26 protein-coding genes and 1 tRNA gene are annotated in these 25,644 nt (G+C 65.1%); 10 read left to right on the plus strand and 17 right to left on the minus strand.

From position 1 onward, the window contains the following. Window position 1: 1 nt before the first annotated feature. From JSE7799_RS15910 to hmgA, 3 genes are read right to left on the minus strand one after another with little or no spacing between them, the layout of a single operon-like run. Window positions 2–955 carry an MBL fold metallo-hydrolase gene (locus JSE7799_RS15910; protein WP_055664493.1) on the minus strand — a complete coding sequence of 318 codons (954 nt, stop codon included), beginning with the start codon at window positions 953–955 and terminating at the stop codon, window positions 2–4. After that, on the minus strand, window positions 952–1,899 hold the full coding sequence (locus JSE7799_RS15915; protein ID WP_055664494.1) for a fumarylacetoacetate hydrolase family protein: 948 nt from the start codon (window positions 1,897–1,899) through the stop codon (window positions 952–954). The genes JSE7799_RS15910 and JSE7799_RS15915 overlap by 4 nt, the downstream gene beginning before the upstream one ends. Then, entirely contained in the window at window positions 1,896–3,242 is a 1,347-nt protein-coding gene (gene hmgA / locus JSE7799_RS15920) for a homogentisate 1,2-dioxygenase (protein ID WP_055664495.1), read from the minus strand. The genes JSE7799_RS15915 and hmgA overlap by 4 nt, the downstream gene beginning before the upstream one ends. 58 nt (window positions 3,243–3,300) lie before the next feature. Here hmgA and JSE7799_RS15925 point away from each other — a divergent pair, with 58 nt between their 5' ends. Next, window positions 3,301–3,729: a MarR family winged helix-turn-helix transcriptional regulator gene (locus JSE7799_RS15925; protein ID WP_055664517.1), complete on the plus strand. Its 429-nt coding sequence runs from the start codon at window positions 3,301–3,303 to the stop codon at window positions 3,727–3,729. A 73-nt stretch (window positions 3,730–3,802) separates the two neighbouring features. Further along, complete coding sequence (locus JSE7799_RS15930) at window positions 3,803–4,531, plus strand: DUF2238 domain-containing protein (protein WP_144431759.1); 729 nt, start codon at window positions 3,803–3,805, stop codon at window positions 4,529–4,531. Here the strand turns inward: JSE7799_RS15930 and hpnE are convergent. From hpnE to JSE7799_RS15945, 3 genes are read right to left on the minus strand one after another with little or no spacing between them, the layout of a single operon-like run. Next, the gene (hpnE, locus tag JSE7799_RS15935) at window positions 4,430–5,680 is read right to left on the minus strand and encodes a hydroxysqualene dehydroxylase HpnE (RefSeq protein ID WP_055664497.1); all 1,251 of its coding nucleotides are present in this window, start codon (window positions 5,678–5,680) and stop codon (window positions 4,430–4,432) included. The genes JSE7799_RS15930 and hpnE overlap by 102 nt on opposite strands. After that, window positions 5,677–6,546, minus strand: coding sequence for a squalene/phytoene synthase family protein (locus JSE7799_RS15940; protein ID WP_055664498.1), 870 nt, complete (start codon window positions 6,544–6,546; stop codon window positions 5,677–5,679). The genes hpnE and JSE7799_RS15940 overlap by 4 nt, the downstream gene beginning before the upstream one ends. After that, window positions 6,543–7,397 carry a squalene/phytoene synthase family protein gene (locus tag JSE7799_RS15945; RefSeq protein ID WP_055664499.1) on the minus strand — a complete coding sequence of 285 codons (855 nt, stop codon included), beginning with the start codon at window positions 7,395–7,397 and terminating at the stop codon, window positions 6,543–6,545. Before JSE7799_RS15945 ends, JSE7799_RS15940 begins: the two co-directional genes overlap by 4 nt. A gap of 93 nt (window positions 7,398–7,490) precedes the next feature. On the opposite strand from JSE7799_RS15945, the gene JSE7799_RS15950 reads away from it, so the two are divergent. The 6 genes from JSE7799_RS15950 to JSE7799_RS15975 are packed head-to-tail and all read left to right on the plus strand — an operon-like array spanning window position 7,491 to window position 14,293. Continuing rightward, window positions 7,491–7,925 (plus strand): DUF2141 domain-containing protein, encoded by a 435-nt coding sequence (locus JSE7799_RS15950; RefSeq protein ID WP_055664500.1) that lies wholly within the window; start codon window positions 7,491–7,493, stop codon window positions 7,923–7,925. Beyond that, window positions 7,922–9,472, plus strand: a complete 1,551-nt coding sequence (gene crtI, locus JSE7799_RS15955) for a phytoene desaturase family protein (RefSeq protein ID WP_055664501.1) — start codon at window positions 7,922–7,924, stop codon at window positions 9,470–9,472. Before JSE7799_RS15950 ends, crtI begins: the two co-directional genes overlap by 4 nt. Continuing rightward, entirely contained in the window at window positions 9,469–10,977 is a 1,509-nt protein-coding gene (locus JSE7799_RS15960) for a phytoene desaturase family protein (RefSeq protein WP_055664502.1), read from the plus strand. The genes crtI and JSE7799_RS15960 overlap by 4 nt, the downstream gene beginning before the upstream one ends. Window positions 10,978–10,981: 4 nt before the next feature. Further along, complete coding sequence (locus JSE7799_RS15965; protein ID WP_245624916.1) at window positions 10,982–11,788, plus strand: lysophospholipid acyltransferase family protein; 807 nt, start codon at window positions 10,982–10,984, stop codon at window positions 11,786–11,788. A gap of 19 nt (window positions 11,789–11,807) precedes the next feature. Next, window positions 11,808–12,935 carry a glycosyltransferase family 2 protein gene (locus JSE7799_RS15970; RefSeq protein ID WP_055664503.1) on the plus strand — a complete coding sequence of 376 codons (1,128 nt, stop codon included), beginning with the start codon at window positions 11,808–11,810 and terminating at the stop codon, window positions 12,933–12,935. After that, complete coding sequence (locus JSE7799_RS15975) at window positions 12,932–14,293, plus strand: aldehyde dehydrogenase family protein (RefSeq protein ID WP_055664504.1); 1,362 nt, start codon at window positions 12,932–12,934, stop codon at window positions 14,291–14,293. Before JSE7799_RS15970 ends, JSE7799_RS15975 begins: the two co-directional genes overlap by 4 nt. 59 nt (window positions 14,294–14,352) lie before the next feature. On the opposite strand, the gene phoB is transcribed toward JSE7799_RS15975, so the two are convergent. The 4 genes from phoB to JSE7799_RS15995 all read right to left on the minus strand — a co-directional run bounded on the left by phoB (window position 14,353) and on the right by JSE7799_RS15995 (window position 18,057). Further along, a complete protein-coding gene (gene phoB / locus JSE7799_RS15980) occupies window positions 14,353–15,042 on the minus strand; it encodes a phosphate regulon transcriptional regulator PhoB (RefSeq protein ID WP_055664505.1) in 690 nt (229 codons plus the stop codon). Window position 15,043: 1 nt separating this feature from the next. Then, window positions 15,044–15,763, minus strand: coding sequence for a phosphate signaling complex protein PhoU (phoU, locus tag JSE7799_RS15985; RefSeq protein WP_055664506.1), 720 nt, complete (start codon window positions 15,761–15,763; stop codon window positions 15,044–15,046). Window positions 15,764–15,774: 11 nt separating this feature from the next. Next, entirely contained in the window at window positions 15,775–16,572 is a 798-nt protein-coding gene (gene pstB / locus JSE7799_RS15990) for a phosphate ABC transporter ATP-binding protein PstB (RefSeq protein WP_055664507.1), read from the minus strand. A 444-nt stretch (window positions 16,573–17,016) separates the two neighbouring features. Beyond that, window positions 17,017–18,057 (minus strand): sensor histidine kinase, encoded by a 1,041-nt coding sequence (locus JSE7799_RS15995; RefSeq protein ID WP_055664508.1) that lies wholly within the window; start codon window positions 18,055–18,057, stop codon window positions 17,017–17,019. Window positions 18,058–18,239: 182 nt separating this feature from the next. Between JSE7799_RS15995 and JSE7799_RS16000 the strand changes: the two genes are divergently transcribed. Continuing rightward, window positions 18,240–18,662, plus strand: coding sequence for a hypothetical protein (locus tag JSE7799_RS16000; RefSeq protein ID WP_055664509.1), 423 nt, complete (start codon window positions 18,240–18,242; stop codon window positions 18,660–18,662). Here JSE7799_RS16000 and JSE7799_RS16005 read toward each other — a convergent pair. The 6 genes from JSE7799_RS16005 to JSE7799_RS16030 form a co-directional block, all read right to left on the minus strand. Further along, a complete protein-coding gene (locus JSE7799_RS16005; RefSeq protein ID WP_055664510.1) occupies window positions 18,659–19,840 on the minus strand; it encodes a trans-sulfuration enzyme family protein in 1,182 nt (393 codons plus the stop codon). The two genes, JSE7799_RS16000 and JSE7799_RS16005, sit on opposite strands and share 4 nt — an antisense overlap. 406 nt (window positions 19,841–20,246) lie before the next feature. Continuing rightward, on the minus strand, window positions 20,247–21,356 hold the full coding sequence (proB, locus tag JSE7799_RS16010) for a glutamate 5-kinase (RefSeq protein ID WP_055664511.1): 1,110 nt from the start codon (window positions 21,354–21,356) through the stop codon (window positions 20,247–20,249). Further along, on the minus strand, window positions 21,341–22,387 hold the full coding sequence (gene obgE / locus JSE7799_RS16015) for a GTPase ObgE (RefSeq protein WP_055664512.1): 1,047 nt from the start codon (window positions 22,385–22,387) through the stop codon (window positions 21,341–21,343). The genes proB and obgE overlap by 16 nt, the downstream gene beginning before the upstream one ends. Window positions 22,388–22,441: 54 nt before the next feature. Continuing rightward, window positions 22,442–23,020 (minus strand): GNAT family N-acetyltransferase, encoded by a 579-nt coding sequence (locus tag JSE7799_RS16020; RefSeq protein ID WP_083480641.1) that lies wholly within the window; start codon window positions 23,018–23,020, stop codon window positions 22,442–22,444. 141 nt (window positions 23,021–23,161) lie between these two features. Further along, complete coding sequence (gene rpmA / locus JSE7799_RS16025; RefSeq protein ID WP_055664513.1) at window positions 23,162–23,431, minus strand: 50S ribosomal protein L27; 270 nt, start codon at window positions 23,429–23,431, stop codon at window positions 23,162–23,164. 6 nt (window positions 23,432–23,437) lie between these two features. Beyond that, window positions 23,438–24,196 (minus strand): 50S ribosomal protein L21, encoded by a 759-nt coding sequence (locus JSE7799_RS16030; RefSeq protein ID WP_055664514.1) that lies wholly within the window; start codon window positions 24,194–24,196, stop codon window positions 23,438–23,440. A gap of 744 nt (window positions 24,197–24,940) precedes the next feature. On the opposite strand from JSE7799_RS16030, the gene JSE7799_RS16035 reads away from it, so the two are divergent. Then, a tRNA-Ser gene (locus JSE7799_RS16035) sits at window positions 24,941–25,030 on the plus strand. Between the two features lie 188 nt (window positions 25,031–25,218). Here the strand turns inward: JSE7799_RS16035 and JSE7799_RS16040 are convergent. Beyond that, a partial coding sequence (locus tag JSE7799_RS16040) for a transposase (protein ID WP_144431761.1) occupies window positions 25,219–25,644 on the minus strand: 426 nt, incomplete at its 5' end.

Genomic DNA, 25,644 nt, shown 5'->3' on the forward strand with positions numbered 1-25,644 from the left:
GTCAGCTCTCCTGCAGGGCGGTCCACATTTCCTTGTCGCGGGCGGCGGTCCAGATACGCGGATGATCGAGCCCGCGCGCTTCGTCATGGGCGCGGGCGACATTGAAGGGCAGGCAATGCTCGTAGATCGCATAATCCGAGAACTTCGGGTCGCAGACCGCGCGGCAGGCGGCCATCGCCTCGGCCAGATCGCCGCCGCGAAGCGCGACGCGGGCGACCGGATCGTAGGTCGAGCGGATGAAGTCAGCGGTGGAGTCGAGCGCCTTGCCGACCATGTCGCGCCCCATCAGCGCGTCGCCACGGCCGGGTGCGATCGCATCGAGATCGAAGGCGCGGATCGTCTCGAGCGTACGGGGCCAGTCGGCGAAATGGCCGTCGCCACAATAGCATGCGGAGCGGTATTCCACGATGTCGCCCGTGAACATCACGCCCGCATCGGGAACATGGGCGACGATGTCGCCGGCCGTATGGGCGCGGCCCGGCTGCATCAGGTCGACGCGGCGCTTGCCGAGATGCACCGACATGCGGCCCGTGAAGGTCGTCGTGGGCCAGGTCAGGCCGGGGATCTCCTCGTGTCCCTGGAACAGGCGGGGAAAACGGTCGAACTCGCTCTCCCAGTCTTCCTGCCCGCGCTCCATCACCATCCCGCGGGCGGCGTCTGACATGATGATCGTGGGCGCGCCGTAGGCGGAGGCGCCGAGGACGCGGACGGCGTGGTAATGCGTCAGGACGAGATGGCTGATCGGTTTGTCCGTCACTTCGCGGACATGCGCGATGACCTTGCGCGCGAGGCGCGGGGTAGCCTGCGCCTCGATCACCATGACGGAATCGTCGCCGATGATGATGCCCGAATTCGGGTCCCCCTCGGCGGTGAAGGCCCACAGACCGTCGCCGATCTCGGTGAAGGAGGTCTGTTTGTCGGCCGTATCTCCGGCGGAGGCGAATTGCTTGCTCATAAGGTCTCTACTTTCTGCGATATGCGTCCGAATAGGTCGCGGCCGTCGGAATCTTCCATCCAGATTTCGACATGGTCGCCGGACCTGAGGAACGGGGTGACCGGCGCCCCGGTCTCGATGGTCTCGACCATACGCTGCTCGGCGATGCAGCCATAGCCCGCGCCGCCAGATACGATGGTGCGGCCCGCGCCGCCATCGAGTTTGTTCGACACGGTGCCGGAGCCGATCACCGTGCCGGCGGGCAGGGGCCGTGTCTTTGCGGCATGGGCGATCAGTTGCGGAAAACCGAACGTCATGTCCGCACCCGCGTCGAGCCGGCCGAAGGGCTGCCCGTTGAGGTCGATGCACATCCGCGCCTGCAGGCGGTCGCCGTCCCAGCCGGGCACATCGTCCACCGACCGGGCCAGGGGGGCGAGGGCCGATGGCGGCTTGGACTGGACGAAACCGAAGCCCTTGGCCAGCTCGGGCGGGATCAGGTTGCGCAGCGACACATCGTTGAGCAGCATCACCCAGCGAATTGCAGCCCGTGCCGTATCCACATCCGCACCCATGGGCACGTCACCCGTGACGATCGCGACCTCGGCCTCCAGGTCGATCCCCCAATCCGGATCCCCCTTTATCGGCGCCGTCGGCCCGAGGAAGGGGTCGGCGCATCCCTGGTACATCAGCGGATCGGTCCAGAAGCTTTCGGGCATCCGCGCGCCGCGCGCGCGGCGTACGAGCTCCACGTGGTTGACGTAGGCGGATCCGTCGAGGAATTGCCGCGCGCGGGGCAACGGCGCGGTGCAGGCCTGCGGGTCGAACGGCCGCACGTCGCCCTCGGTCGTCACCAGACCCTCGATCACCTCTGCGAAGGACCGCCCGAGCAGGCGGGCCGTCGCGCGGTCGGGCGCCACGATGCAGGCCGCACCGTCGCGCCCGTCGGGATAGCTTGCGAGGATCACTTGAGGCCCGGCGTCCCGTCGAAGAGCTTCGGCAAGTCAGCCCAGCAATCGACGTAGTCGTCCTGCAACGGCGCCTCTTTCGCGGCGAAAGGCGTCAGGTGCTGCGGGAAGCGGGTTTCGAACATGAAGGACATCGTGTCCTCCAGCTTGACCGGCTTGAGGTCGGCATTCGACGCGCCCTCGAACGCCTCCCGGTCGGGACCGTGCGGCAGCATCATGTTGTGCAGCGAAACGCCACCCGGCACAAAGCCCTGCGGCTTGGCGTCATACTGGCCGTAGATGTTGCCCATCAGTTCCGACATCACGTTCTTGTGGTACCATGGCGGACGGAACGTATCCTCGGCCACCATCCAGCGGTCGCGGAACAGCACGAAGTCGATATTGGCCGTGCCCGTCACACCCGACGGCGCGGTCAGCACGGTGAAGATCGACGGATCGGGGTGGTCGAACAGGATCGCGCCGACCGGACAGTACGCGTTCAGGTCGTATTTTACCGGCGCATAGTTTCCGTGCCAGGCGACGACGTCGAGCGGGCTCTGGGGGATGTCACAGGTATGGAAATGGCCGCCCCACTTGACGGTGAGTTGCGACGGCACCTCCCGATCCTCGTAAGCGGCGACGGGCGCCTTGAAATCACGCCGGTTGGCCATGCAGTTCGCGCCGATGGGGCCGCGATCGGGCAGGGCGAATTTCTGGCCGTAATTCTCGCACACGAACCCCCGGGCCGGGCCTTCGAGCACCTCCACCCGGTAGACGAGGCCGCGGGGCAGAATGGCGATCTCCTGCGGCGCGAGGTCGATGATGCCGAGTTCGGTCGCGAAACGCAGCCGCCCCTCCTGCGGAACGACGAGAAGTTCGCTGTCGGCGGAAAAGAAGTATTCGTCTTCCATCGACTGCGTGACGAGATAGACATGCGCGGCCATGCCGACCTGCGTGGCCACGTCGCCCGCCGTCGTCATCGTGCGCATCCCCGTCAGCCAAGTCGTCGCGTCCCCGGAATGCGGCACCGGGTCCCAGCGATACTGGCCCAGAGAGATGACGTCGGGGTCGACCAGCGGCGCCGATTTCCAATAGGGCAGATCGATCTTGCGGTAGCGGCCGGAATGCTTGACCGACGGGCGGATGCGATAGCACCACGTCCGCTCGTTCTCGCCCTGCGGCGCAGTGAAGGCGGTGCCCGAGAGCTGCTCTCCGTAGAGGCCGTAATTGCAACGCTGGGGCGAGTTCATGCCCTGCGGCAGGGCGCCGGGCAGGGCCTCGGTCTCGAAATCGTTGCCGAAGCCGGGCATGTAGCTGAGCGTGTCGGCGGCGGAACGTGTTTTGGTCTCGGTCGCGCTGTTCATGGCATCCTCCCTTGGGGACAGGTATAAGGTTGCAAATGTAACCAACAAGGGGGTGAAGATGTCCAATCTCGAAATGCGCGATTTTCTCCCCTATCTGCTGACGATGGCTGCGGAGGAGGTTTCGGTGGGGTTCCAGCGGGTCTACCGCGAACGCTACGGGATGTTGCGGACCGATTGGCGAGTGCTGTTCCACTTGGGTCGCTACGGGGCCATGACGGCTTCGGAGGTGCGCGGGCGGTCGCGGCTGCACAAGACGAAGGTCAGCCGGGCCGTCGCCAACCTCGAGCGGCTCAGGATGCTCAGCCGGGAGGCGGACGAGAGGGATCGCCGGCGCGAGACGCTGTCGCTGACCCCTGCCGGGATGCGGGCCTACGACGACCTTGCGCGGGAGGCGGAGCGCTACGATGCAAAACTTTGGCACGGCGTGACGCCGCAGGAGCGGGACGCCATCACCGCGCATCTTCGGCGGCTGGCCGACCTCGCGTGATGCTTGTGGGCGTTGTTCGGGATGGGTTTATGTGCGGGACGACGAGACAACTGACGGAATTCGGAGGCCAGGTGTGACGAAACTTCGGGGTGCGATCCTGTTGCTCGTGGCATGCGGCCTCGTGGGGGCATTGGCGGCCGGATCGGTGCCAATGGTCGCCATCACGGCGGGCAGCGTCGCGTTCGGCGCGTCGATGTTGCTCTTCGAGGCGGTGTCGAACATCACCTTCCCGCGCCGTCTGATCGTCGGTGTCGTGGGTTTCGCGCTTAGCGCGCTGCTTCTGGGCGAGCATTTGCAGTTCTACGAGACGTTCGTTTGGTGGGACCTCGCGCTTCATGCGGTCAGCGCTTGGATCCTGTCGATCGTCGGGATGGGGCTTGCGCTGTTGCCGACCGCGGGCGGTCCGGCACGATCGCCGGTCTGGATACTCGCGACGCTGGCTTTCAGCTTTTCCATGACGGTCGGCGCGATCTGGGAGGTCATGGAATTCGGGCTGGATCAGACGATCGGCACGAACACGCAGACGACCGGGCTCGTCGACACGATGTGGGACATCGTCGCCAATCTCGCCGGCGCGGTTCTGGGGGCCGTTGTCGGCCATGTCGCCGCGGCCACGGGGCGGCGGGTTCCGTCGGGGGGAGGGCTGCTTCTGGATTTCGTTGTGGCGAACCGGGTTCTCTATGGGGCCTGGGTGGGGCCGTTAGCGCGCCCGGAGCGCCAGGTCGGCGGCGCGCAGGCCGGATCTGACGGCACCTTCAAGGGTCGCGGGCAGGCCGGTCGCGACGTGGTCGCCGGCGAGTAGGAGGTTGCGCCACCGCGTGCGGGGCGCGTGGCGAGCGGCGGCGCCCGCGGGGCTCTGATCGAAGGTCGCGGCACGCTCACGCAGCAGGCGCGCGGGCGGCATCTCCGAGGGTGGCGTTCCGCCATGAGCCGCGATGGATGCGGCGACGTCGGACCACAGGCGCGCGAGCGCCGCCTCCCGCGGGGCATCGGCCAGCGGCGCGGCCTCCTCTGCCGAGACGGTCACGGAGACCACGTCGCCCCGACGGAACAACCAGTGCGCATCGCCCCCGATCAGCGCGAGAAGCGGGGGCAGGGGCGTGTCACCGATGCGGAAATGCGCGTTGAGAATGGCGCGTCCGGGTTCGGGAAAGCGCGCGCCGGGCAGAAGGCTCGCGGCCTGTCGCGGCGGCAAGGCGAGGATTGCGACATCGCCGGCACCGAGGACGTGTCGATCGCCGCCGACCACGAGCGCCCGCAGGCTGTCTCCTCCCTCCAATCCCGAAACAGGAGAGCGCAGGCGGATGTCCACACCGCGACCCGCGAGAAGGTCGAGGGCCGGGTCGATCAGCGCGGGGCCCAGCCCGTTCGGGGCAAAAACCGGACGCGCGGCCTTGCTGCCCCGCGCGAAACTGCGCAGCAGGGCGGCACGCAGGAGGGCAGCGCTGCCGTGCTCCGGGTCCTCGTTCAGAACGGCGCGGGTCATCGGGTCCCAGAAGGTGTGCCAGGCAGGGCCGCGCCGGATGGCCTGTGCGACGGTTCGGGTTCGGGAGGTGGTCAGCAATCCGGCCAGATCGCGCATCAGAACCGGAGCGGAGACGCCGGGCGGACGGGCCGCGGCGGTGAGGGCGCCGAACGGGCCGCGGCCGGGGCGGACGGTCCAGCGCTCGCCGCTGGCGAGGTCGAGGAACGGGTACGCCGCCTCGCCGATCTCCAGCGCCTCGCGCCCGCCGATCCGCGTCGCCCAGTCGAGCACGGCGCGATTTGCCGACAGGACGAGGTGATTGCCGTTATCGATCACCCGGCCCAGCCGGTCGTCGCGATAGGAGCGGCAGCGACCGCCGGCCTTTGGCGACGCTTCGAACAGGACGACGTCGCGGCCGGATGCGGACAGCCGCTCGGCCGCGACCAGCCCCGCAAGGCCGGCGCCGATGACGTAGGCCCGGCTCATCGTATCGGCCGGGCGACCATGACCATGCCGTCGACGAGCTTGCCCAGCTTGGACCGGCGCGGTGGCGGGCGGGACCAATCCGCCTCCCAGCGCGCAAGCAGGCGTTCGTAGGGGCCCATCATCATCAGCGCGGGCAGGAGCGGCGTGCGGCGATGGGCCGGGATCTCGACCGCGGCGGCACGAAAGGCGGCGCGGGCCTCGCGCGCGAAGGCGGCGCGCGCGGCGGGCAGTGCGGGATGCCCCGTCACGCGGGCCGGATCCGCCGGAAGGCCGGTTTCCTCCAGCACATGCGACGGAAGGTAAAGCCGCCCCATGCGGGCATCCTCCTCGACGTCGCGAAGGATGTTCACTGTCTGCAAGCCACGCGCGAGTTCGAGCGCGAACCGCTCCGACGGCTTGCCTTGCCACGCGCCGAAGCAGCGCATGGACAGGACGCCGACCGCGCCCGAGACGCAGCGGATATAGGCGGCGAGCTGCTCCGCATTGGGTGCGACGATGTTCTCGGCATCCATTCGCATCCCGTCGAGGATCAGGAGGAACTCCGCCTTCGGCAGGTCCAGCCATTTGCGGGCGCGGGCGATTTCCGCGCCGATGGCCGTCTGCGGGGCGCCGCGATAGACATTGTCGATCTCCGTACGCCAACGCGCAAGCTGCGCCGCGCGCGCCTCGGCGCTTTCGGCACCGGGGGCGTCGCCGTCGGCGATATCGTCGACCGCCCGGCAGAGCGCGTAGATCGCATGGATCGCGCGGCGGCGCGCGGCGGGCAGGACGCGCATTCCGGCGGCGAAGCTGGACCCGGCGGAGGCGACGATGCGCCGCACCTCGATGACGTCGGATGCCTCGTCGGATGCGGCGGCGAAGCTCATCGTGCGGCCCACAATCCGGCCAGCCCGGCACGAAGGAAATCGGTGCGGGAGGGCGCGATGCGGTCTGCGAGCGGATCGCCCGCCCGAAGCCGCCGCGACAGACGATTGGCGAGCGCCAGCGTCGCCGTCGCCTGCCCCCGCAATCCGCGCGCGGCGATGCGGCCGGGCAGGGGTGCGGCGCGCGACAGCAATTCGTCGCAGGCATCGAGCGTCCGGTCTACGACCTGCCGGAGTCCGGGCGTCAGGGCATCGCGCGTCAGATCGTCGTCGGAGGCCCCGGCCCCCGCCATCCATTCACCCGGTAAGTAGCGCCGCCCGAGATCGCGCCGGTCGGCGGCGATATCCTGCAGGTGGTTGAGGACCTGAAGCGCGTCGCAGAGCGCGTCGGAGGGGGCGTGGGTGTCGGCCGCCTCCTCGTGGATGGCCAGCAGGAAGCGCCCCACCGGCCGGGCAGAGAAGGTGCAGTAGGTTTGCAGATCGTCCCAATCGGCACAGGCGATTCCACCGGCATCCCGCCGGAACGCCACCAGCAGATCGCGCGAAGCGGCGAGTGCGGCGGCATCAGCCGGCGCGGATCCGTCGGCCAATGCGCGGCGCAATGTCGCGCCCGGGTTCGCCGCGGTGCCTTCGAGAAGGCCGCGTTCGAGGTCCGCAAGGCGTTCAAGGCGTTGCTCCGGTGTCTTCCACGGGTCGTCGGCGGCGTCATCGGCGGCGCGGGCATAGTTATAGAAGGCCACGACGCGACCGCGCAGGCGCTTCGGGATAAGGCGCGATGCGACCGGGAAGTTTTCGCCCCGCGCGGCATCGACGAGGCGGGCGGCGGGGTTCCGCGCAGCTGCGGCCGATCGCATCACCCGAGCCCTACCGTCTTTCGTCGCCTCGACAATTGCCATTTGTGGTGTCCTCATAGGTGACAAGCCCGGCGCAGGAGCTAGCTCGCCGTCATGGCCATCAAAGAGGATAGCATGGGTTTTCGCAAATGGTTGGTGCCGGCAGCGGCCTTGTTGCTTGCGACGCCGGCCTTCGGTGGGGACGTGCGGGTCGAGATCGCGAACCTCAGGTCGGGGGACGGTATGGTGCGCGTGGCGATCTGTCCGCGCGAGACGTTCACGCAGCCGTCCTGCCCGTATGTCGGCGCCGCACCGGCGAGCCGGGGCGCGGTGGTTATTGAAGACGTGCCCGATGGCGTTTACGCGGTGCAGGCTTTTCACGACGAGAACGGCAATGGCGATCTCGACCGCCGCCGGTTTCGTCCGGCGGAAGGACTGGGATTTTCGCGGGACGCACGGATGTGGATGGGACCGCCGCGTTTTTCGGATGCGGCGATACGCGTGACGGGTGACGGAATGCTGACTTTGACGATGAGGTACTACCAATGAACGCCATCACGGGTGGGACGGCGCGACATGCCGTCGTGATCGGCGCGGGGCCGGGCGGCCTGGCCACGGCGATGCTGCTGCGAGCCTCGGGAGCCAGGGTGACGGTTCTGGAGCAGTCGGACCGCGTCGGCGGGCGCACCGCCGGGTTCACGCAGGACGGCTTTACCTTCGATTACGGGCCGACCTTCTATCTCTATCCGCAGGTGCTGCGCGACATCTTCGCAACCTGCGGCTACGACCTCGACGCCGAGGTGGACCTGAAGCGGCTCGACCCGATGTACCGGCTGCAATTCGACGACGGCAATACGTTCGACGCCACCGCCGACGTGGAGCGGCTCAAGGCCGAGGTGGCGCGGATTTCGCCCGAGGATGTCCCCAAGGTCGAGCACTACCTCAACGAGAACCTCGCCAAGTTCGACCGGTTCGTTCCCATCCTGCAGCGTCCGTTCCTCGGCCTGTCGGATCTGATGCGGACGGACATGCTGCGCGCCCTGCCGAAGCTGCGGCCATGGTCGACGGTGGATGCGGATCTCAAGCGGTGGTTCAAGCATCCTGATCTGCGCCTCGCCTTCAGCTTCCAGTCGAAATACCTCGGCATGTCTCCGTTCAAGTGCCCGTCTCTGTTTACGATTCTGGCGCATGTGGAATATGGCTACGGCGTGTTTCACCCGATCGGCGGCTGTAACGCGATCCCGCGCGCGATGGCGCGGGTGGCGACCGAGATGGGCGTCGATATCCGCCTGTCCGAGCCCGCTGAGGAGATCGTGTTCGAAGGCCGCAAGGCGCGCGCCGTCCGCACCCCGCGCGAGACACTCGCGGCGGATGCGGTGGTGGTGAACGGGGACTTCTCCTCGACCGTTCCGAAGCTCATCCCGAACCGGCTGCGCCGGCGGTGGACGGATGCCCGGATCGACCGCAAGAAGTTCTCCTGCTCGACCTTCATGCTCTATCTCGGCATCGAAGGCCGGTACGACGACATGCAGCATCACACGATCTTTTTGTCGGATGATTACCTCGAGAACATCCGCGAAATCGACGCGGGCCTCGCGCCGGAGAAGCCGACGATCTACGTGCAGAACGCCTCTGTCACCGATCCGACCCTCGCGCCCGAAGGTCATTCGACGCTTTATGTCCTGGTGCCGACGGGGAACCTTGAGGGCGGGGTGGATTGGGAGACGCTTGCGCCGATCTACCGCGAGAAGGTCCTCGACCGGCTTTCGCGCCTGTCGGGACATGACATCCGGCCGCGCATCCGGACGGAGCGGATGATCACGCCCGCCGACTGGAAGGCACAGATGGGCATCTTCCGCGGCGCGACGTTCAATCTGGCGCATAATCTGGGTCAGATGCTGCATTTCCGGCCGCGGAACCGGTTCGAGGACGTGGACGGCGTCTATCTGACCGGCGGCGGCACCCACCCGGGCAGCGGCTTGCCCACCATCTTCGAGAGCGCACGGATCGCGTCGCGGCTTGCGGCCAACGATATCGGTCTGGAATATCCCGAAACGGGCGCGACGCCCGCAACCTACAAGGAGGCGGCGGAATGAGCAGCGTCGGCATCATCGGAAGCGGCCTCGGCGGCCTCGCGGCGGCGGCGACACTGGCGGCCCGCGGCCACAAGGTCACGGTTCTGGAGAAGAACGACTGGCTCGGCGGCAAGGCGGCCGAGTTGAACGAGGAGGGGTTCCGCTTCGACATGGGGCCCACGATCCTGACCATGCCGCGCGTGCTGGAGCGTGTGTTCTCCGAAGCCGGGCGCGATATGGCCGACTATCTCGACCTGCGCCGTCTCGACCCGCAATGGCGATGTTTCTACGACGACGGCACGGTTCTGGACCTGAAGGGCGACAAGGGCGCAGCGGCCAGGGCCATCGGCGCGCTGTCGCCCGAAGACGCCGCGGGGTTCGAGCGTTTCATGGCGGTGGCCAACCGGCTGTCGGATGTGTCGGACAGGTTCTTCTTCTGGCGCTCGGTCGAGGATCTGCGCGACACGATGAACCTCAAGCAGAACATGAGCCTTGCGACGCTGTCGGATGTTATGGCGCTGCGGATGCATCGCACCGTGGCCGGTCAGATCAAGAAGGACATCCGCGACCCGCGCGTCGTGCAGATGCTGGAGCATTTCATCCAGTATGTCGGCTCTTCGCCGCTGGCCTCTCCGGCAGTGCTGTGCGGGATCGCGCAGATGCAGATGGGCGAGGGGGTCTGGTATCCGATCGGCGGCACCCGCGCCGTGCCGACCGCCCTGACCCGTCTGGGCGAGGAGCTGGGCGTCGATTACCGGACCGGCGTCGATGTATCCTCCATCGAGGTCGAGAATGGGCGTGCCATGGCGGTGATCGCCGACGGCGAGCGCATGGTGTTCGACAAGGTCGTCTCCAACATGGATTCGGTGCGCACCTACAGAGAGTTGATCGGCGGCAAGGCCTGGCGCGATTTCGGTCATGCCAAGCGGGAGGCGGCCTGTTCGGGCGTGGTGCTGTATCTCGGGCTCGACCGGGCTTACGATCATCTTGCCCATCACAACTTCGTCTTCTCGCGCGACCCGAAGGAGGAGTTCCGCGCGATCTACGACGAGGGCCGGCCCGCACCCGATCCGACCGCCTATATCGCCGCGCCCGCGCGGACCGAAGCGGGTGTCGCGCCCGAGGGAGGCGAGGCGCTTTACGTCCTCGTCCACACGCCGCATCTGCGGCCGGGGCACGATTGGTCGAAGATGCTGCCGGAATACCGGCGGACGATCCTCGACAAGTTGGGCCGTGCCGCCGGGATGGGCGATATCGAGGAGCGGATCGTGTTCGAGCGGACACTCACGCCACAGGATATTCACGACCGTTACAAGGTCCTCGACGGGGCGATCTACGGGTTGGTCAGTCATGGCCGCATGAACGGGGCGTTCAAGCCCGGCAACCGTTCGCGGCAGGTGCGGGACCTCTATCTCGCCGGTGGCAGTGCGCATCCGGGGCCGGGCATGCCGATGGCGCTGATGTCGGGTTGGATCGCCGCAGACAGCCTGCACCAGGACGCCACGTCGAACGTTGCCGCCGAGTAGCGCGGTGCCACAGGGGGACATTGCGGACGATCCGGTCGCGCTGCGCTCGGACCGGATGTGCCGCTTCTTTACGGGCGTCATGCGGCGCCAGATGATGCGCGGGTTCCGCGCGGTGCGCCTCCTTAAACCCGGCCTGCCGGATCTGCCTGAGGACGCGCCGGTGGTGGTTTACTCCAACCATCCCGGCTGGTGGGATCCGGTCTTCTACATCGTGTTGCAGCGGACATTTTTCGCTGACCGCGAGGGCTACGGCCCGATGGAGGCGGAGGCTCTGGAGCGTTACGGCTTCATGAAGCGGATCGGGATCTTCGGCGTCGATGCGGAGACGAGGGCAGGGGCCGCACGGTTCCTCCGGGTCGGGACGCACATTCTGTCCGATCCGAAGCGGATGGTCTGGATGACCGCACAAGGTCGGTTCGCCGATCCCCGCGCGCGTCCCGTCGCGATGCGGCCCGGGCTCTCGCACCTCATGGCGCGCCTGGAGGGAGCGGTCGCCTTGCCGCTGGCCATGGAATATCCGTTCTGGTCCGAAAAGCGCCCCGAGGCGCTGGCCGCTTTCGGCACACCCGTCCGGATCGGCGGGAATGCGAAGGCGTGGCAGGCCGCGCTCGAGGACGCGCTGACCGAAACGCAGGACCGGCTTGCCGCCGCCGCCATCGCGCGCGACCCCGCCGCATTTTACCGCGTCATCGGCGGAAGGAGTGGTGTCGGCGGCATCTACGGCATGTGGTCGCGGGGGCGTGCATGGATTGGCGGACACCGCTATCAATCCGACCACTTGTCCGACGACACGACCGATACGACCAACTGATCGCACGACGAGGTTCACGATGCTGCTTTACCTGTCCGCTGCCTGCCTCGCCCTTGGGGGGCTCTATGCGGTGGTCACGTTTGTCAATCTGGTCGTCTTTCGCGCGCCGCCGCGTGTGAATGGCGGGCAGGGCGCGCGCGTCTCGATCCTGATCCCGGCCCGGGACGAAGCTTCGAATATCGCGGCTGCGCTCGATTGCGTTCTTGCGCAGCAGGACGTGGAGATGGAAGTCGTCGTGCTCGACGACGGGTCGACCGACGGGACGGACGAGATTGTGGCCGCGCGGGCCGCCAGCGATCCTCGGGTGCGGTTGATCCGGGGCAAACCGCTGCCGGCCGGTTGGAACGGCAAACAGCATGCCTGTCACCAGCTTGCGAATGAGGCGCGACATCCATCCTTGCTGTTCCTTGATGCCGATGTCCGGCTCGCACCCGACGCGGCGGCGCGCATGCAGGTGTATATGAGCATCCGCGACCTGTCGCTCGTGTCGGGCTTCCCGCGACAGATCACGCGGACGCTGTCGGAGATGATCGTGATTCCGCAAATCCTGGTGCTGCTTCTCGGATATCTGCCGTTCCCGATGGCGCGGCTGTCGAACGAGCCGGGGCTTGCCGCGGGGTGCGGGCAGTTGATGATGGTCGATGCCGCGGCTTACCGCGTCGCCGGGGGCCATGAGGCCTTCCGCAACAGGATGCACGACGGTCTGAACCTGCCGCGCAATGTGCGCCGGACGGGGGGGAGAACCGATATCCTAGACGCCACGCCGCTCGCCTCCTGCCGGATGTACGACAATTGGCCGGACATCTGGACGGGCTTCAGCAAGAACGCGACAGAGGGGATGGCGAAGCCTGTCGCACTGCCGGTCTGGACGGTCCTTCTGTTCGGTGGGCATATCCTGCCGCCGGTTGTTGCGCTTGTCGCGCTGCTTTTGGGGGCACCGGATGCGGCGCGCGCGGCGCTTTGGGCCACAGGGCTCGTCTTCCTCGCGCGGACGCTGCTTGCGGTGAAGGTCCGGCAGCATCCGCTGTCGGTCATTCTCCATCCCGTCGGGGTCGCCGTCACACTTTGGATCCAGTGGGCCGCTCTGATCGGTGCAAGGAAGGGGCAGCGCGCCGAATGGCGTGGCCGCACCTATGACGTCAATTGAGCGGCGTAGAAGACGTTCGCGCCGCGTATGAGCGTCTGTCGGAGGCGTTTTCGCTGGATGCCGTTCCCTCGGTGGTGGCGCGGATCGACCGCCTTAAGGCGTTGTCGCGGGCGATCGGGGAGAAACAGGAGGAGCTGGTCGCGGCGGTTTCCGCGGACTTCAACCCGCGCGCGGAGGCGGAGACGCTAACCGCCGAACTCGCGTTCACGCAGGAGACGATCCGGCACACGATCCGCAACTTGCCGAAATGGGCGCGGCCGCGGCGGAAGCGTGTTCTGCGTCCGGTGCCTGGACGGACGGAAGTCTGGGTTGAGCCCAAGGGCGTCGTCGGGGTTCTCTCGCCGTGGAACTATCCGTTGCAACTGGCGCTGGTGCCGCTGATCGCGGCCGTCGCGGCGGGAAACCGCGTCCTGCTGAAACCGTCGGAGCGGTCGCCGCACAGCGCCGAAGCGCTCGTCAACCTCATCGGCGGCGTGTTTCCCGGTGACGAGGTGGCTGTCCTGACCGGCGGGCCTGACGTTGCCGAGGCGGTGACGCGTTTGGCGCTTGGGCATCTCTTCTTCACGGGATCGACGGCGACCGGCCGACGCGTGGCCCTTGCGGCGGCGGAGACTCTGACGCCTGTGACGCTGGAGCTCGGCGGCCGTTCGCCTGCGGTTGCGCTGCCGGGTGCGTCGCCGAAGCATCACGCGCGCATGATCGCGTGGGGCGCGTGGCTCAACGCCGGTCAGACTTGTGTCGCGCCGAACCATCTTTGGGTGAAAAAAGGGACGGAAGACGCTTGGGCGGATGCGCTTCTATCTCATGCGAAGGGATTCTTCCCGAATGACTACAGTGGCATGATAGATAGCCGTGCGTCCGACCGAATGACCGCGATGCTCGATGAGGCAACCGCTCGCACTCGCGTCTTGCCCGCCAAGGCAGATGTCGCACACGCGCCAAGGGTGGTAATCGATCCGCCGCCGGGAAGCGTGCTTCTTGAGGAGGAGATTTTCGCGCCGATCCTGCCGATCCTGACATATGGCGACCCGAGCGAGGTCATCGCGGCGGAGCGCGGACGGTCGCCGCTGGCAGCCTATGTTTTCGATCGCGACAGCGCCGCAGCCTTGGCATTTCTGAAGCGCTTCCGGTCAGGTGGCGGAATGGTCAACGGAACCGTTCTGCACCTCGCGGCACACGATCTGCCGTTCGGTGGCATCGGAGAAAGCGGGTACGGCGCGTATCACGGGCAGCGAGGTTTCAGAGAGTTCAGCCACGAACGCGCGATATTCACGCCGTCACAGGGGCCGTGGCTCAAGATGCTGGCACCGCCATACGCTGCGACAGCACGGAAGATATTTCGACTTATGGCGCGCTGAAGCACGACCAGAGCGATCTATAAATTACATAATTCCAATTATCACGCTTTTGGATTCGATCATCCGAGTGCGTAGCCCGCACCCCGCACCGTGCGAATTGGGTCCGCCGTACCGGTGGCGCCGCGTAATGCTTTACGAAGCCGTCCGACATGGACATCAACCGTTCGGCTGTCGACATAGATGTCGCGTCCCCAGACCCGGTCGAGAAGTTGGTCGCGCGACCATACACGGCCCGGCCGCTCCATGAATGTTGTCAGCAGTCGGAATTCCGTCGGACCGAGATGCAGTTCGTTTCCCGCGCGAAACACGCGATGTTGGGCCGTGTCTACGGCGACGTCATCGTATTCCAGCCGCTCGCCGACGCTGGACGGACGCACACGACGAAGCTGCGTTCGAATGCGCGCCATGAGTTCGACCACGGAATAAGGCTTGACGATGTAGTCGTCGGCCCCTGTTTCCAAGCCGCGCACGCGGTCGACTTCCTCGGACCGGGCCGAGATCATGATGACCGGAATTCCGCGCGTTTCCGACGCGGTCTTCAGGCGACGGCAAACCTCGATCCCGGACACCTCGGGCAGCATCCAGTCGAGGAGGATGAGGTCAGGATGATCCTCGCGCACCAGCGACATGGCCGCGTCGCCGCTATCGGCCTGGAGGACACCGTAGCCCTCGGCCTCCAGGTTGTAGACCAGAACCTCTCGCTGCGGAGCTTCGTCTTCTACAACGAGAACAGAGGGTTGCACGGACATCTTAAGATACCACTCCGCCTCTGGCCGTGCTCGTGTAATCCGCCTTCTTACGGTCCTCGTCGGGCATCTCGCCGGTCACGAGATAGATCACCTGCTCCGAGATGCCGGTCACGAGATCGCCCATCCGTTCGATGTTCTTTGCCATGAAATGCAGGTGCATGCAGGCGGTTATGTTGCGCGGGTCTTCCATCATGTGGGTCAGGAACTCGCGGAAGAGCGCGTTGTACATCTGGTCCACTTCGGCGTCCCGCGCACGGACATCGAGCGCAAGATCCGCATCCCGCTGGATATAGGCGTCGAGTACGTCCTTCAGCATGATCTGAACCGCGCGCGACATTCGCTTAAGCGACAGCGTGGCGCCCTCGATCGGACTGAGATCGTAAATGATTTCCGTGCGTTTCGCGATGTTCTTCGCGTAATCTCCAACGCGCTCCAGCGCCGCCGCGATGCGGAAGATGGTCAGGACGGTACGCAGATCTGTGGCGATTGGTTGCCGCAGGGCGATGACGCGGGCAGCCTCCTCGTTCACCTTCTCTTCGAGAGCGTCAATTTCCTTATCCGCCAGCCGCGTCGACGCCGCGAGTTCAGTATCTCCTTCGGTCAGGGCCTCTGTGGCGTTTTCGATGGCCTCTTCGACCATTCCGCCCATTTTCATGATCATCGCCTGAATGGCTTCGAGGTCGCGGTCGAAGGCGCTTGCGATATGCGTGCTGTTGATCATCTGTCCCCTCCTCAGCCGATCCGGCCGGAGATATAGCTTTCGGTGCGCGGGTCCTCGGGCGATGTGAAGATCTTGCCCGTCTCGCCATATTCCACGAGATTTCCGAGGTGGAAGAAGGCCGTCTTCTGGCTCACACGTGCGGCCTGCTGCATCGAGTGGGTGACGATCACGACGGAGTAGTTCTGGCGCAGATCGTCGATCAGTTCCTCCACTTGGGCGGTGGCGATCGGGTCGAGCGCGGAGCAAGGCTCGTCCATCAGGAGAACCTCCGGCGAAGTGGCGACGGCGCGTGCGATGCAAAGACGCTGCTGCTGACCGCCGGACAATCCGGTCCCCGGCGATTGCAGCCGATCCTTCGCCTCCTCCCACAAAGCAGCGCGGCGCAGGGCGTTCTCCACGATGCCGTCGAGGTCCGCCTTGTCCTGCGCAAGCCCGTGAATCTTCGGCCCGTAGGCCACGTTGTCGTAGATCGATTTCGGGAACGGATTGGGCTTCTGGAACACCATGCCGACCTTTGCGCGAAGCTGCACCGGATCGACACGGCGATCGTAGATGTCTTGCCCGTCGATCAGGATGTCCCCCTCGACCCGCGCAATCGGAATCGAGTCGTTCATCCGATTGATGCAGCGCAAAAACGTGGATTTGCCGCAGCCCGAGGGCCCGATGAAGGCCGTGACGGTCTTGTCCAAGATGTCGACGTCAACATCCTTGATGGCGTGCGTATCGGCATAATAGACCTGTACGCCGCGCGCCGTGATCTTGGTCGTCTGGCTTTCCACCGCTCTCTCCGTCAGTCTCATATCATTCATGGCCCCACCCTCCTTACCAGCGGCGTTCGATCAGGCGGCGCAGAAGTTGCACCGCACGATGCGTCACAAGCAGGAACATTCATGGGACGATAACCGCCCCGGAGGCCTGCGATACAAAAACAGGGTCGGCCCTCGGCGTCCAGTCGATCACGACCCTATGCCGCCATGCGCGAGGTGGCGGACGGCGGATTTTGCTCGCATCGGGTTCGGGGAATTGTGACGTACTGCGACTATAGAATGATCGAGCGCTTCCGCGAAGAAGCCGCCTCGTAAGGAAGCGGTGGTCGGGGCGATACCTGTATTGAAGGCCAACGATCACTCCTAGTCCATGAACAAGCTTGGCCGGATGCGCCTTGGCCCCGGTTTAAGCGCTGAATAGGGATTCCGTGTTGGTGTTCTGTGACAGTTTGGTAACCGTTTTGTAACACTCACGGAGACCTCACGTCAGGCATTCACCTCCGCAGGCAGCGTGACGGTGACCGTCGTCCCTTTACCCAATTCGCTGGTGATCTGCAGGCGTCCGCGATGGCGATTGATAATGTGTTTGACGATTGCGAGGCCAAGCCCGGTGCCGCCCTGCTCACGCGAGCGGCCGGTATCGACGCGGTAGAACCGCTCCGTCAGGCGCGGAATATGCTCTGGCGGAATGCCGGCGCCGCGATCGGTGACCGCAATGCGCCAGGCCGGACCCCGGATGACCGGCTCGCGCGTCACGCGACGGAGCGTGACGGTAACGATGCCGGGACGCGCGCCGTATTTCACCGCATTCTCGACCAGATTCGTGACGACCTGCGTGAGTTGATCGCGATCTCCCGGCGCCATTGCCGTGGGCGGGCTGTCGAACTCGATATCCACATCGTTATCCGCCGCGCCGGGCTCCAAAGCGGCGATCAGGTCGGTGATCAGCTCCGCCAGGTCGACCCGCCCCGTCGGGCGCCGCCGCGACTGGCCTTCCAATCGGCTCAGCGACAAAAGGTCGGAGACGAGCCTGTTCATCCGGCTCAACTCCTGCGCCATGAGGGCCAGAAAACGGTCGCGGCCTTTCGGATCCTCCCGCGCTGGACCCTGAAGCGTCTCCACGAACCCCATGACAGCGGTAAGGGGCGTCTTGAGCTCATGGCTGACATTGGCGACAAAATCGCGCCGCATCGTCGGCGCGGCATTCAGTTCCGACACGTCGCGGAAAACCAGCAGGACGTGGCGCTGCCTCTCCCCCTCTGCACGGATCGGTGAGACGCGGACGGAGTAGAGCGTGTCGACCTCGCCCGAGGACTGGGTGAAGCGCGCGGTGCCTTCCGTTCCGTGGGCGTATGCATCCTCCACCGGCGCCAGAAGAGCCGGCTGCCGCAGGACACTGATGTAGGAACGCCCCATCATCCACACCCCGAGCCGATCCCGCGCCGCGGTATTCGCCATCGCCACCCGCCCCGCAGGATCGAGCAGCAAGGCAGGCTCCAGCAACGCGTCCAGAATCCCGGGAATCATCGGTCGGAGCAGATCATCCGGGGAAGATCCTCTCCTTGCATAGCGACCGGGATAAACTCGTCGTGCCTCGGAACAAAGCGCCCCCCCGGCGGAGTTTTGTCATCGGAAATCTCCAATCACGCAGTCGTCCGGGGGCCAAGTTTCCCGGTTTAGAACGGGACACTAGCCACAGGGACGCGCTCATGACCAGTCGACGACCCGCATCGTCGCACCTGCCCCGTTCGAAAGGGGCGGAACGCGAAAACGCGCGTCCGAAAGGTGCGGCCATCCTCGCCGTCGGAATGACACCGGAGCAGGCAGGCTCCGTGACCTCGCGCCTTTTCGGAGCGCTCGGCGCGGAGATTGTCACCGCGCCGTTCGAGGATTTAGAAAACGTCCGCCTGAGCGATGTCATCGCTGTTGTCTCGCCCGTCGTGTCGGCAGCCTTCGACGCGGTGGATGTGGCGCAGCGGTTGGCTCTTCTCGGATTTACCGGCCACTACGTTGCATACGCGCCCACCCTGCCCGACCGCGAGCTTGTCCGGCAGGAAGTGCGCGAGGCAGCGCCGGATCTCGCCTTCGAAATCATCGAGACGGGCCGCGGCCCCTACCTCGCAGCCAGCTAGCCTTTCGCCACCGCGTCGAGCGCTCGGATGATGTCGCTCCGGAGCAAGTCGATCGGTTCGCATCCGACAGAAACGCGGAAGAAGCCTTCGGTGATCCCGAGTTCCGCACGCCCCTCCTCCGTCAGCCCACGGTGACTGCTCGATGCCGGGTGCGACAGGGTCGTACCGATATCCCCCAGCGTCGGCGCGAAGGCGATTTGCGGGGCGGCCCGGGTCAGGGCATTCGCCGCCTCTCGCCCGCCATGCAGCCGAAAGCTGAGCATGTTGCCGAATTGTCCGCCGAGCAGCGTCCGGGCCCGCGCATGATCCGGATGGTCTGCCCGGCCGGGATAGATCACCGCCGCAATTGCCGGGTGGTCCGCCACAGCCTCGGCAAGCGCCGCCGCATTCGTCTGCGCCCGCTCGAAACGCATGTCGAAGCTGTAGAGCCCCCGCTCCGCCATCCAGCAATCCCACGGCGACGGTGTCAGGCCGAGAGTGACGAACGTGTCGTAGATTGCCGTCCGCTGCGCCGGGTCGCGCGCAAGAATGTAGCCCAGCGTGACGTCGGAATGGCCGGCCAGCAGTTTGGTGACGGAATGAATGACGACGTCCGCGCCTTTTACGAACGCGGGATAGCCGTAGGGCGTCGTGAACGTGTTATCGACCACGAGGATGAGGCCCCGCTCCCGCGCAAGCCGCTCGATCCCCGCCATATCGGCGATGCGGAGGGTCGGGTTCGACACGACCTCCACCAGAAGAAGCCTGGTATCGGGAGTGATTGCGGCCTCCATCGCGGCTACATCGGTCGGATCGGCAAGTGTGGCGGTGATGCCCCACCGGGGCAGGTCGCGCGTCAGCATCCGCAGGCTGCGGCCGTAGAGTTGGTTGCCGCCGACGATATGATCGCCCGCGGACAGAAGGCCCAGCAGCGTTGCCGTCACAGCCGACATGCCCGAGCCGGTGACAATACCGCCCTCCCCGCCCTCCAGACGGTCAATCATCTGCGCCAATACGTCCGCGTTTGGATGGCCCTCGCGTCCGTAGGTGTAGCCTTTCGCCCGGCCCTCGTACTGATCGTCGAGCGCATCCGGGTCGGGCGACGAATAGACGACCGAGGGCTGTAACGGCGTCACGACGGCGCGGCTGACGCTATCGGGAAATGGCGTGCGGCGCACGAGGTTGGGGCGGTAAGTCATGAAGGAAGTCCTGTAAACTGCTGTTTTCGTCCGGGTCGCGCGTTCGCCCGTCTGAGGCTGATCATAATATCGGTATTGCTTGACGCCAACTTGAGAGCGTATCCAAGTCGGGTAGCCGAAGCTGCAACCATTGCACAACCTGCGGTGTTTTTGCGTCGGCAGGACGGCTCGATCTTTTGTCGGAAACCGCGGATTCCATATTGGGAGAAAGGTCGGAGAACTGTTTGAGGGGGCTCCGTGCGTTCGCGTCGATACTGGGATCGGGCGTTCCCGGAGACGCCTTGGTCGGGCACGCCAGCGAAGGCTGGAAGCCTTTCGAGATCCCTTAAAAGTGCTTTGCTTCGGCTTCGCACCGGTCCCACCCGAACCTGCATGTTGTACAGGAGACGTGACGGATCCTTCAGCATCAGACCCGCTGGATCGCCATGTCGTCGCGGTGGATCAGGGCGGCGCGTCCGGGATAGCCAAGCCGCGCGGCGATGTCCCCCGAGCGCAAGCCGCGGATAGCACGCGCTTCTTCGGCATCGTAGCGGATGAGCCCCTGCCCCATGGCGCGTCCATCCGGCCCCTCGATCGTGACAGGATCGCCTCGGCCAAATGCACCGCCGACAAAAGTCACGCCAGCGGGCAGCAGCGACTTGCCCTGCGCCAGCGCACTCGCCGCGCCCGGATCGACCGCCACCGTGCCGCGCGGCTTCATCGACGCGATCCAGCGCTTGCGTGCCGTTCGGGGGTCGCCCTTGGCGGTAAAGGTCGTGGCGCGCCCGCCCTCGGCCAAGGACTTGAGCGGCCGGTCGACGCCGCGCGAAATGATCAGCGCGCAGCCGGACTCCGTCGCAATATGCGCCGCCATCAGCTTGGTCACCATGCCGCCCTTGGACAGACCAGAAATGCCCTCACCCGCCATCGCGGTAATTTCCGGCGTAATCTCGTCCACGACCGGCAAATGTATGGCCGCCGGATCGAGGCCGGGATTGGCAGTGTAAAGGCCATCCACATCGGACAGCAGCACGCAGACTTCCGCCCCTGCCATCGCGGCGACCTGCGCGGCCAGCCGGTCGTTATCGCCATAACGGATTTCATCCGTTGCTATGGTATCATTCTCGTTGACGATAGGCACGCAACCGAGACCCAGAAGCGTCTCGAACGTAGCACGCATGTTGAGATATCGACGTCGGTCCTCGCTATCGTCGAGGGTCAGGAGAACCTGCGCCGAGGTGACACCGAGCGGCGCCAGTGCATCGTCATAGGCACCCGCCAAGCGTATCTGCCCCACAGCCGCAGCGGCCTGAGATTGCTCCAGCGATAGCGGGGGCACCAGACCGAGCGCTGCGCGGCCGAGCGCGATCGATCCGGACGAGACGAGGATGACCTCGCGGTCCTGCTTCCGCAAATCGGCCACATCCGCGGCCAAGCCGGCCAGCCATTCAGAGCGAAGCCCGGTGCTTGGATCCACAAGAAGAGCCGAGCCGATCTTGATAACGATCCGACGCGCGGCCGTCAGATCGGCGACCACGGCGCCCCCTCATCCTCCTCCGCTGGCCCGGACTCACCCGGCTCCTTGCGATCGACCATTTCGCGCAGACGCCGCAGCACTTCCGTCACGCCGGTGCCGGAGACGCCGGACATGGCCATCACCTCGGCGCCAACGGCCTCCGAGAGGTCAGTGCGCTTCTTCGTCAGTTCATCATCGGGAATGGCGTCGATCTTGTTGAGGACCGTCAGGCGCGGCTTCTCCGCAAGCGTTTTGTCATACATTTCGAGTTCGGTGACGATAGTCTGCCAATCCGCAACTACGTCCGCGGCCGTGCCGTCGACCAGATGCAGCAACGCACCCGACCGCTCCACATGGCCGAGAAACCTGTCGCCAATCCCGCGTCCTTCATGCGCCCCCTCGATCAGGCCGGGGATGTCCGCGACGACGAATTCCGTCCCGTCCACTCCCACCACGCCGAGATTGGGGACCAACGTGGTGAACGGATAATCCGCGATTTTCGGACGCGCATTGGACGTCGCCGCGAGAAAGGTCGACTTTCCTGCATTGGGAAGCCCCAGGAGCCCGACATCGGCGATCAATTTCAGGCGAAGCCAGATCGTCCGCTCCACGCCCGGCTGTCCCGGATTGGCCCGACGCGGCGCCTGATTGGTCGACGACTTGAAATGTTGGTTACCGAAGCCGCCGTTGCCGCCTTGGGCCAAGATGATCCGCTGACCCGGTTCGGTCATGTCGGCAATGACGGTTTCCTGCTCTTCATCGAGGATCTCGGTCCCGACCGGGACGCGCAGGATGATGTCGTCCCCGTCGCGACCGGTGCGTTGACGGCCCATGCCACCCTGCCCCGACTTGGCGAAGAAGTGCTGCTGGTAGCGGAAGTCGATGAGCGTATTCAGCCCATCGACCGCTTCGGCGATGACGTCCCCGCCCCGGCCACCATTGCCGCCGTCAGGGCCGCCGAACTCGATATATTTCTCGCGTCGGAAGCTGACCGCACCCGACCCGCCGCCGCCAGAGCGTATGTAGACCTTGGCGAGGTCGAGGAACTTCATCGGATGATCTCCCGGAGTGTCAGGGCGTCGCGATAGCTTGCATCGAACGCCGGCTCAAGCGGCGCTCTGGTTCATTTGCCTGATATACGTCCAGGTGGGCACGACAGCACCGCGGGCGACGCAGAAGGATTCGGCGTCGCCGATGTAATCGAAGCCCGCATTGGTCAGCACCCGCGCCGAAGCGGGATTGTCCTGAAAGATGGAGCCGAAGACCTGAGTGGACTTCAGCGGATTTCCCGTCACCAACTCCGTCACCGCTTCTGACGCGAGGCCGGTATTCCAGGTGAACGGCGCGACCCAGTACGACACTTCCGCTTGGCCGCGATCAAGTGCCTTGAGGCTGACCGCGCCAACAAGTTCGTCCATACCCGACTTTGTCGCGTCGAGCGCCCAAATCCGGTCGTCGCCCTGCCCCGCCAGCACGCGCGTCACAAAGGCGTCGATCGCGCCGGGTGGCAGGGGATGCGGAATCGAGGGCGTCTGTTCTGCGACGCGACGGTCGCCGGCGTAGAGTTCGATCAATCCCATGTCGGACCGCCGCAATGGGCGCAGCGTAAGGCGATCCGTCTCGATAACGGGCTGGTCAACCGTCTGAACGATGTCCAGCCGGATAGGTGCGCGTTGAGGTGTCATAGGGCCTCCCCCCTACGGAGATTGGTGTCCCTCGCCGGGTTCTCTTTATCCGGGATCCTGTCGGCGCGGGATAATTCGCAAAAGCACGAAGGGGGACCAACAATCGCCGATCCCCCTTCGATTTGCAATGCGAGGTTCAGCTTACTCTGCGGCTTCCGCCACAGGCAGAACGCTGATGAAGGTCCGCCCCTTCAGTCCCTTGCGGAACGTGACGGCGCCTTCGGAGGTGGCAAAGATCGTGTGATCACGCCCCATGCCAACGCCTTCACCCGGCCACCACTTGGTGCCGCGCTGCCGCACGATGATGTTGCCCGGAGCGGCCTGCTGGCCACCGAACAACTTTACGCCCAAGCGGCGGCCCGCTGAGTCGCGGCCGTTGCGGGAGGAACCACCGGCTTTTTTATGTGCCATGTCGTATTACTCCTGTTCTGCGGCGAAAGTCTTCGCCTGATCGATCCAGCCGTCACGTTCGATACGGCCCTTGAAGGAAAGCCGGTCGTCCATGTAAGCGACTTCCTCCGGTCCCCATTCCGAGATCTGATCGAAGTGGAACACGCCGTTCTCGTGCAACAGCCCTTCGAGCTTGGGGCCAACGCCGGAGATCTTCTTCAGGTCGTCGGGCTGGCCATTGCGCGCGCTGTCGAGCAGGTTGGACGGCTTCGTGCCGGCCAGCGCTGCGTCCTCGATCTTCTCTTCCTTCGATGCGGTCTCGGAGACGGCGTCCTTTGCCGGTTTCGAAGCTGCGTCGTTATCACGCTTCGCACGCGATCCAGCGACCGCGGCGGCACCCGCTGCAACAGCACCGACGGCCGCGGCAACGGCGGCAGCGCCGACCGCGACCTTGACACCGGTGGATGTGCCGCCCGACGGCATGATGTCGGTCACACGCAGCAGCGTAAGTTGCTGACGGTGCCCTTTCGTGCGCTGCGACGAGTGCTTCCGACGACGCTTGACGTAGTGAATAAGCTTCTCGCCCTTGATCTGGTCGATCACATCCGCCTGAACGGCCGCGCCGTCGATCGTCGGCGTGCCGACGGTGACTTCGTCGCCCCCGATCATCAGAACTTCATTGAACTGAACCTTTTCACCGGCTTCGGCGGCGAGCTTCTCAACGCGAAGCACATCGCCTTCGGCGACCCGGTACTGCTTCCCACCGGTCTTCAGAACGGCAAACATTCCGTCCCCTCCTATCTGTCGCGCCCTACGGCCCCCCTTTCGGGGTGTTCGCGCCGCCCCCACATGGAGCGAAACCTCGGACTGCGGCCCCTTCGGGCATGCCAAAAAATAATTAGGCCGCAAGTCTCCCTGCAGCCTTGGTTTGCTATTCCACGCGGAGCAAGCGGCGTCAACCTGCGACAGGCTTATGTTCACGATGGAGGCGTCAGTTGTAGCAAGTCGGCTCTGACGAGATAAAGGGACCTCATCCCGACTCATTATCGACGTCACCGTGTCGCGCCGGCCGACGCCTTCCTGGTCACAACGGGATCCCCGTGAAAGTCATCCACCTGAAGCAGCGTGTGCGTATCTGCCAGTGAACGCGTGTACGGTTGAGAATCGCTTCTTGCAGCGCATTCTCCTCACCGGCAACATCACAAGCAGCTTCCCAGCCACCTGCTTGGCAAGCGCGGCCTTTGAAAAGACACTGGAACCTCAGACACTCGGATAGATCACTCTCCATCGCGCGTTGACGGACCTAGGGCGATGAGAGCAAACTCACGCCCGCTGTCAACGTGATCGGCCTGCAGTCATAGAGAATTTGAACCCGACATTGATCGCTCGCCACCACGGCTGGAGGATCTTTAAGCTTTACTTTATATTACGGAGTCTCGGTGACCTGGCGGCGAACTCGGCAAAAATCCGCGGCGTCCTCTTGCGGCACCATGAACATTTGCATAAGGAGCCGCCACGACGATCCTGTGCGGAGAGGTGCCGGAGTGGTCGAACGGGACGGTTTCGAAAACCGTTGACCCTTCACGGGGTCCCAGGGTTCGAATCCCTGTCTCTCCGCCATTTCATTCTAGATCAAAGACTTAACCCGCATAATTCATGAAGCTGCGGACTTGTGCTCCGTGGGATGGTTTCCCCGGTCTCGGTTTTCTTGCGCGCACCCGGTGTTTGCGTCCGGTTGGCATGCCGGCCGGTGACTTGGGTCTTGGGCGATACGGGTTGATGTTTCTGGGTTTGTCGGGGCGCATGCGTCAGGCTGTTTTCGGTGGGGCGAGGGCGTCGAAGAGAAGGAGGAGAAGTCCCTTTCGGGGACACGATGCCGGCAGGGTCACGATGATCCGGGTCTTCTTTTCGACGATGGTGGCGGCCAGCTTGACGAGATGCAGCCGCAGCGTGTCGAACTGGGCGCGGCGCCATGGTGAACGTTTTGGGCAAGCCGCGCGGAGCTTCCACCAAGTCCAGTAGGCGCAGCCGTGCAGCATCAGGCGCATCTGGTTGGCGTTCGCCTTCGAGCACGACGTCCGGTCTGCTGCGAGGTGGGCCTTCCACGCCTTGATGTGGTTCTCGGCCTGGCCGCGAGCGGAATAGAGCTTCTCGTAAAGATGCTTGCCGCGACCGCCCTCGAGATTGGTGACGACGTAGCGGGTGTCCTGCCCCATGGGACCAACCTCGACGCG

It is taken from the genome of Jannaschia seosinensis, from assembly GCF_001408515.1.
Classification (GTDB): Bacteria; Pseudomonadota; Alphaproteobacteria; order Rhodobacterales; family Rhodobacteraceae; genus Jannaschia; species Jannaschia seosinensis.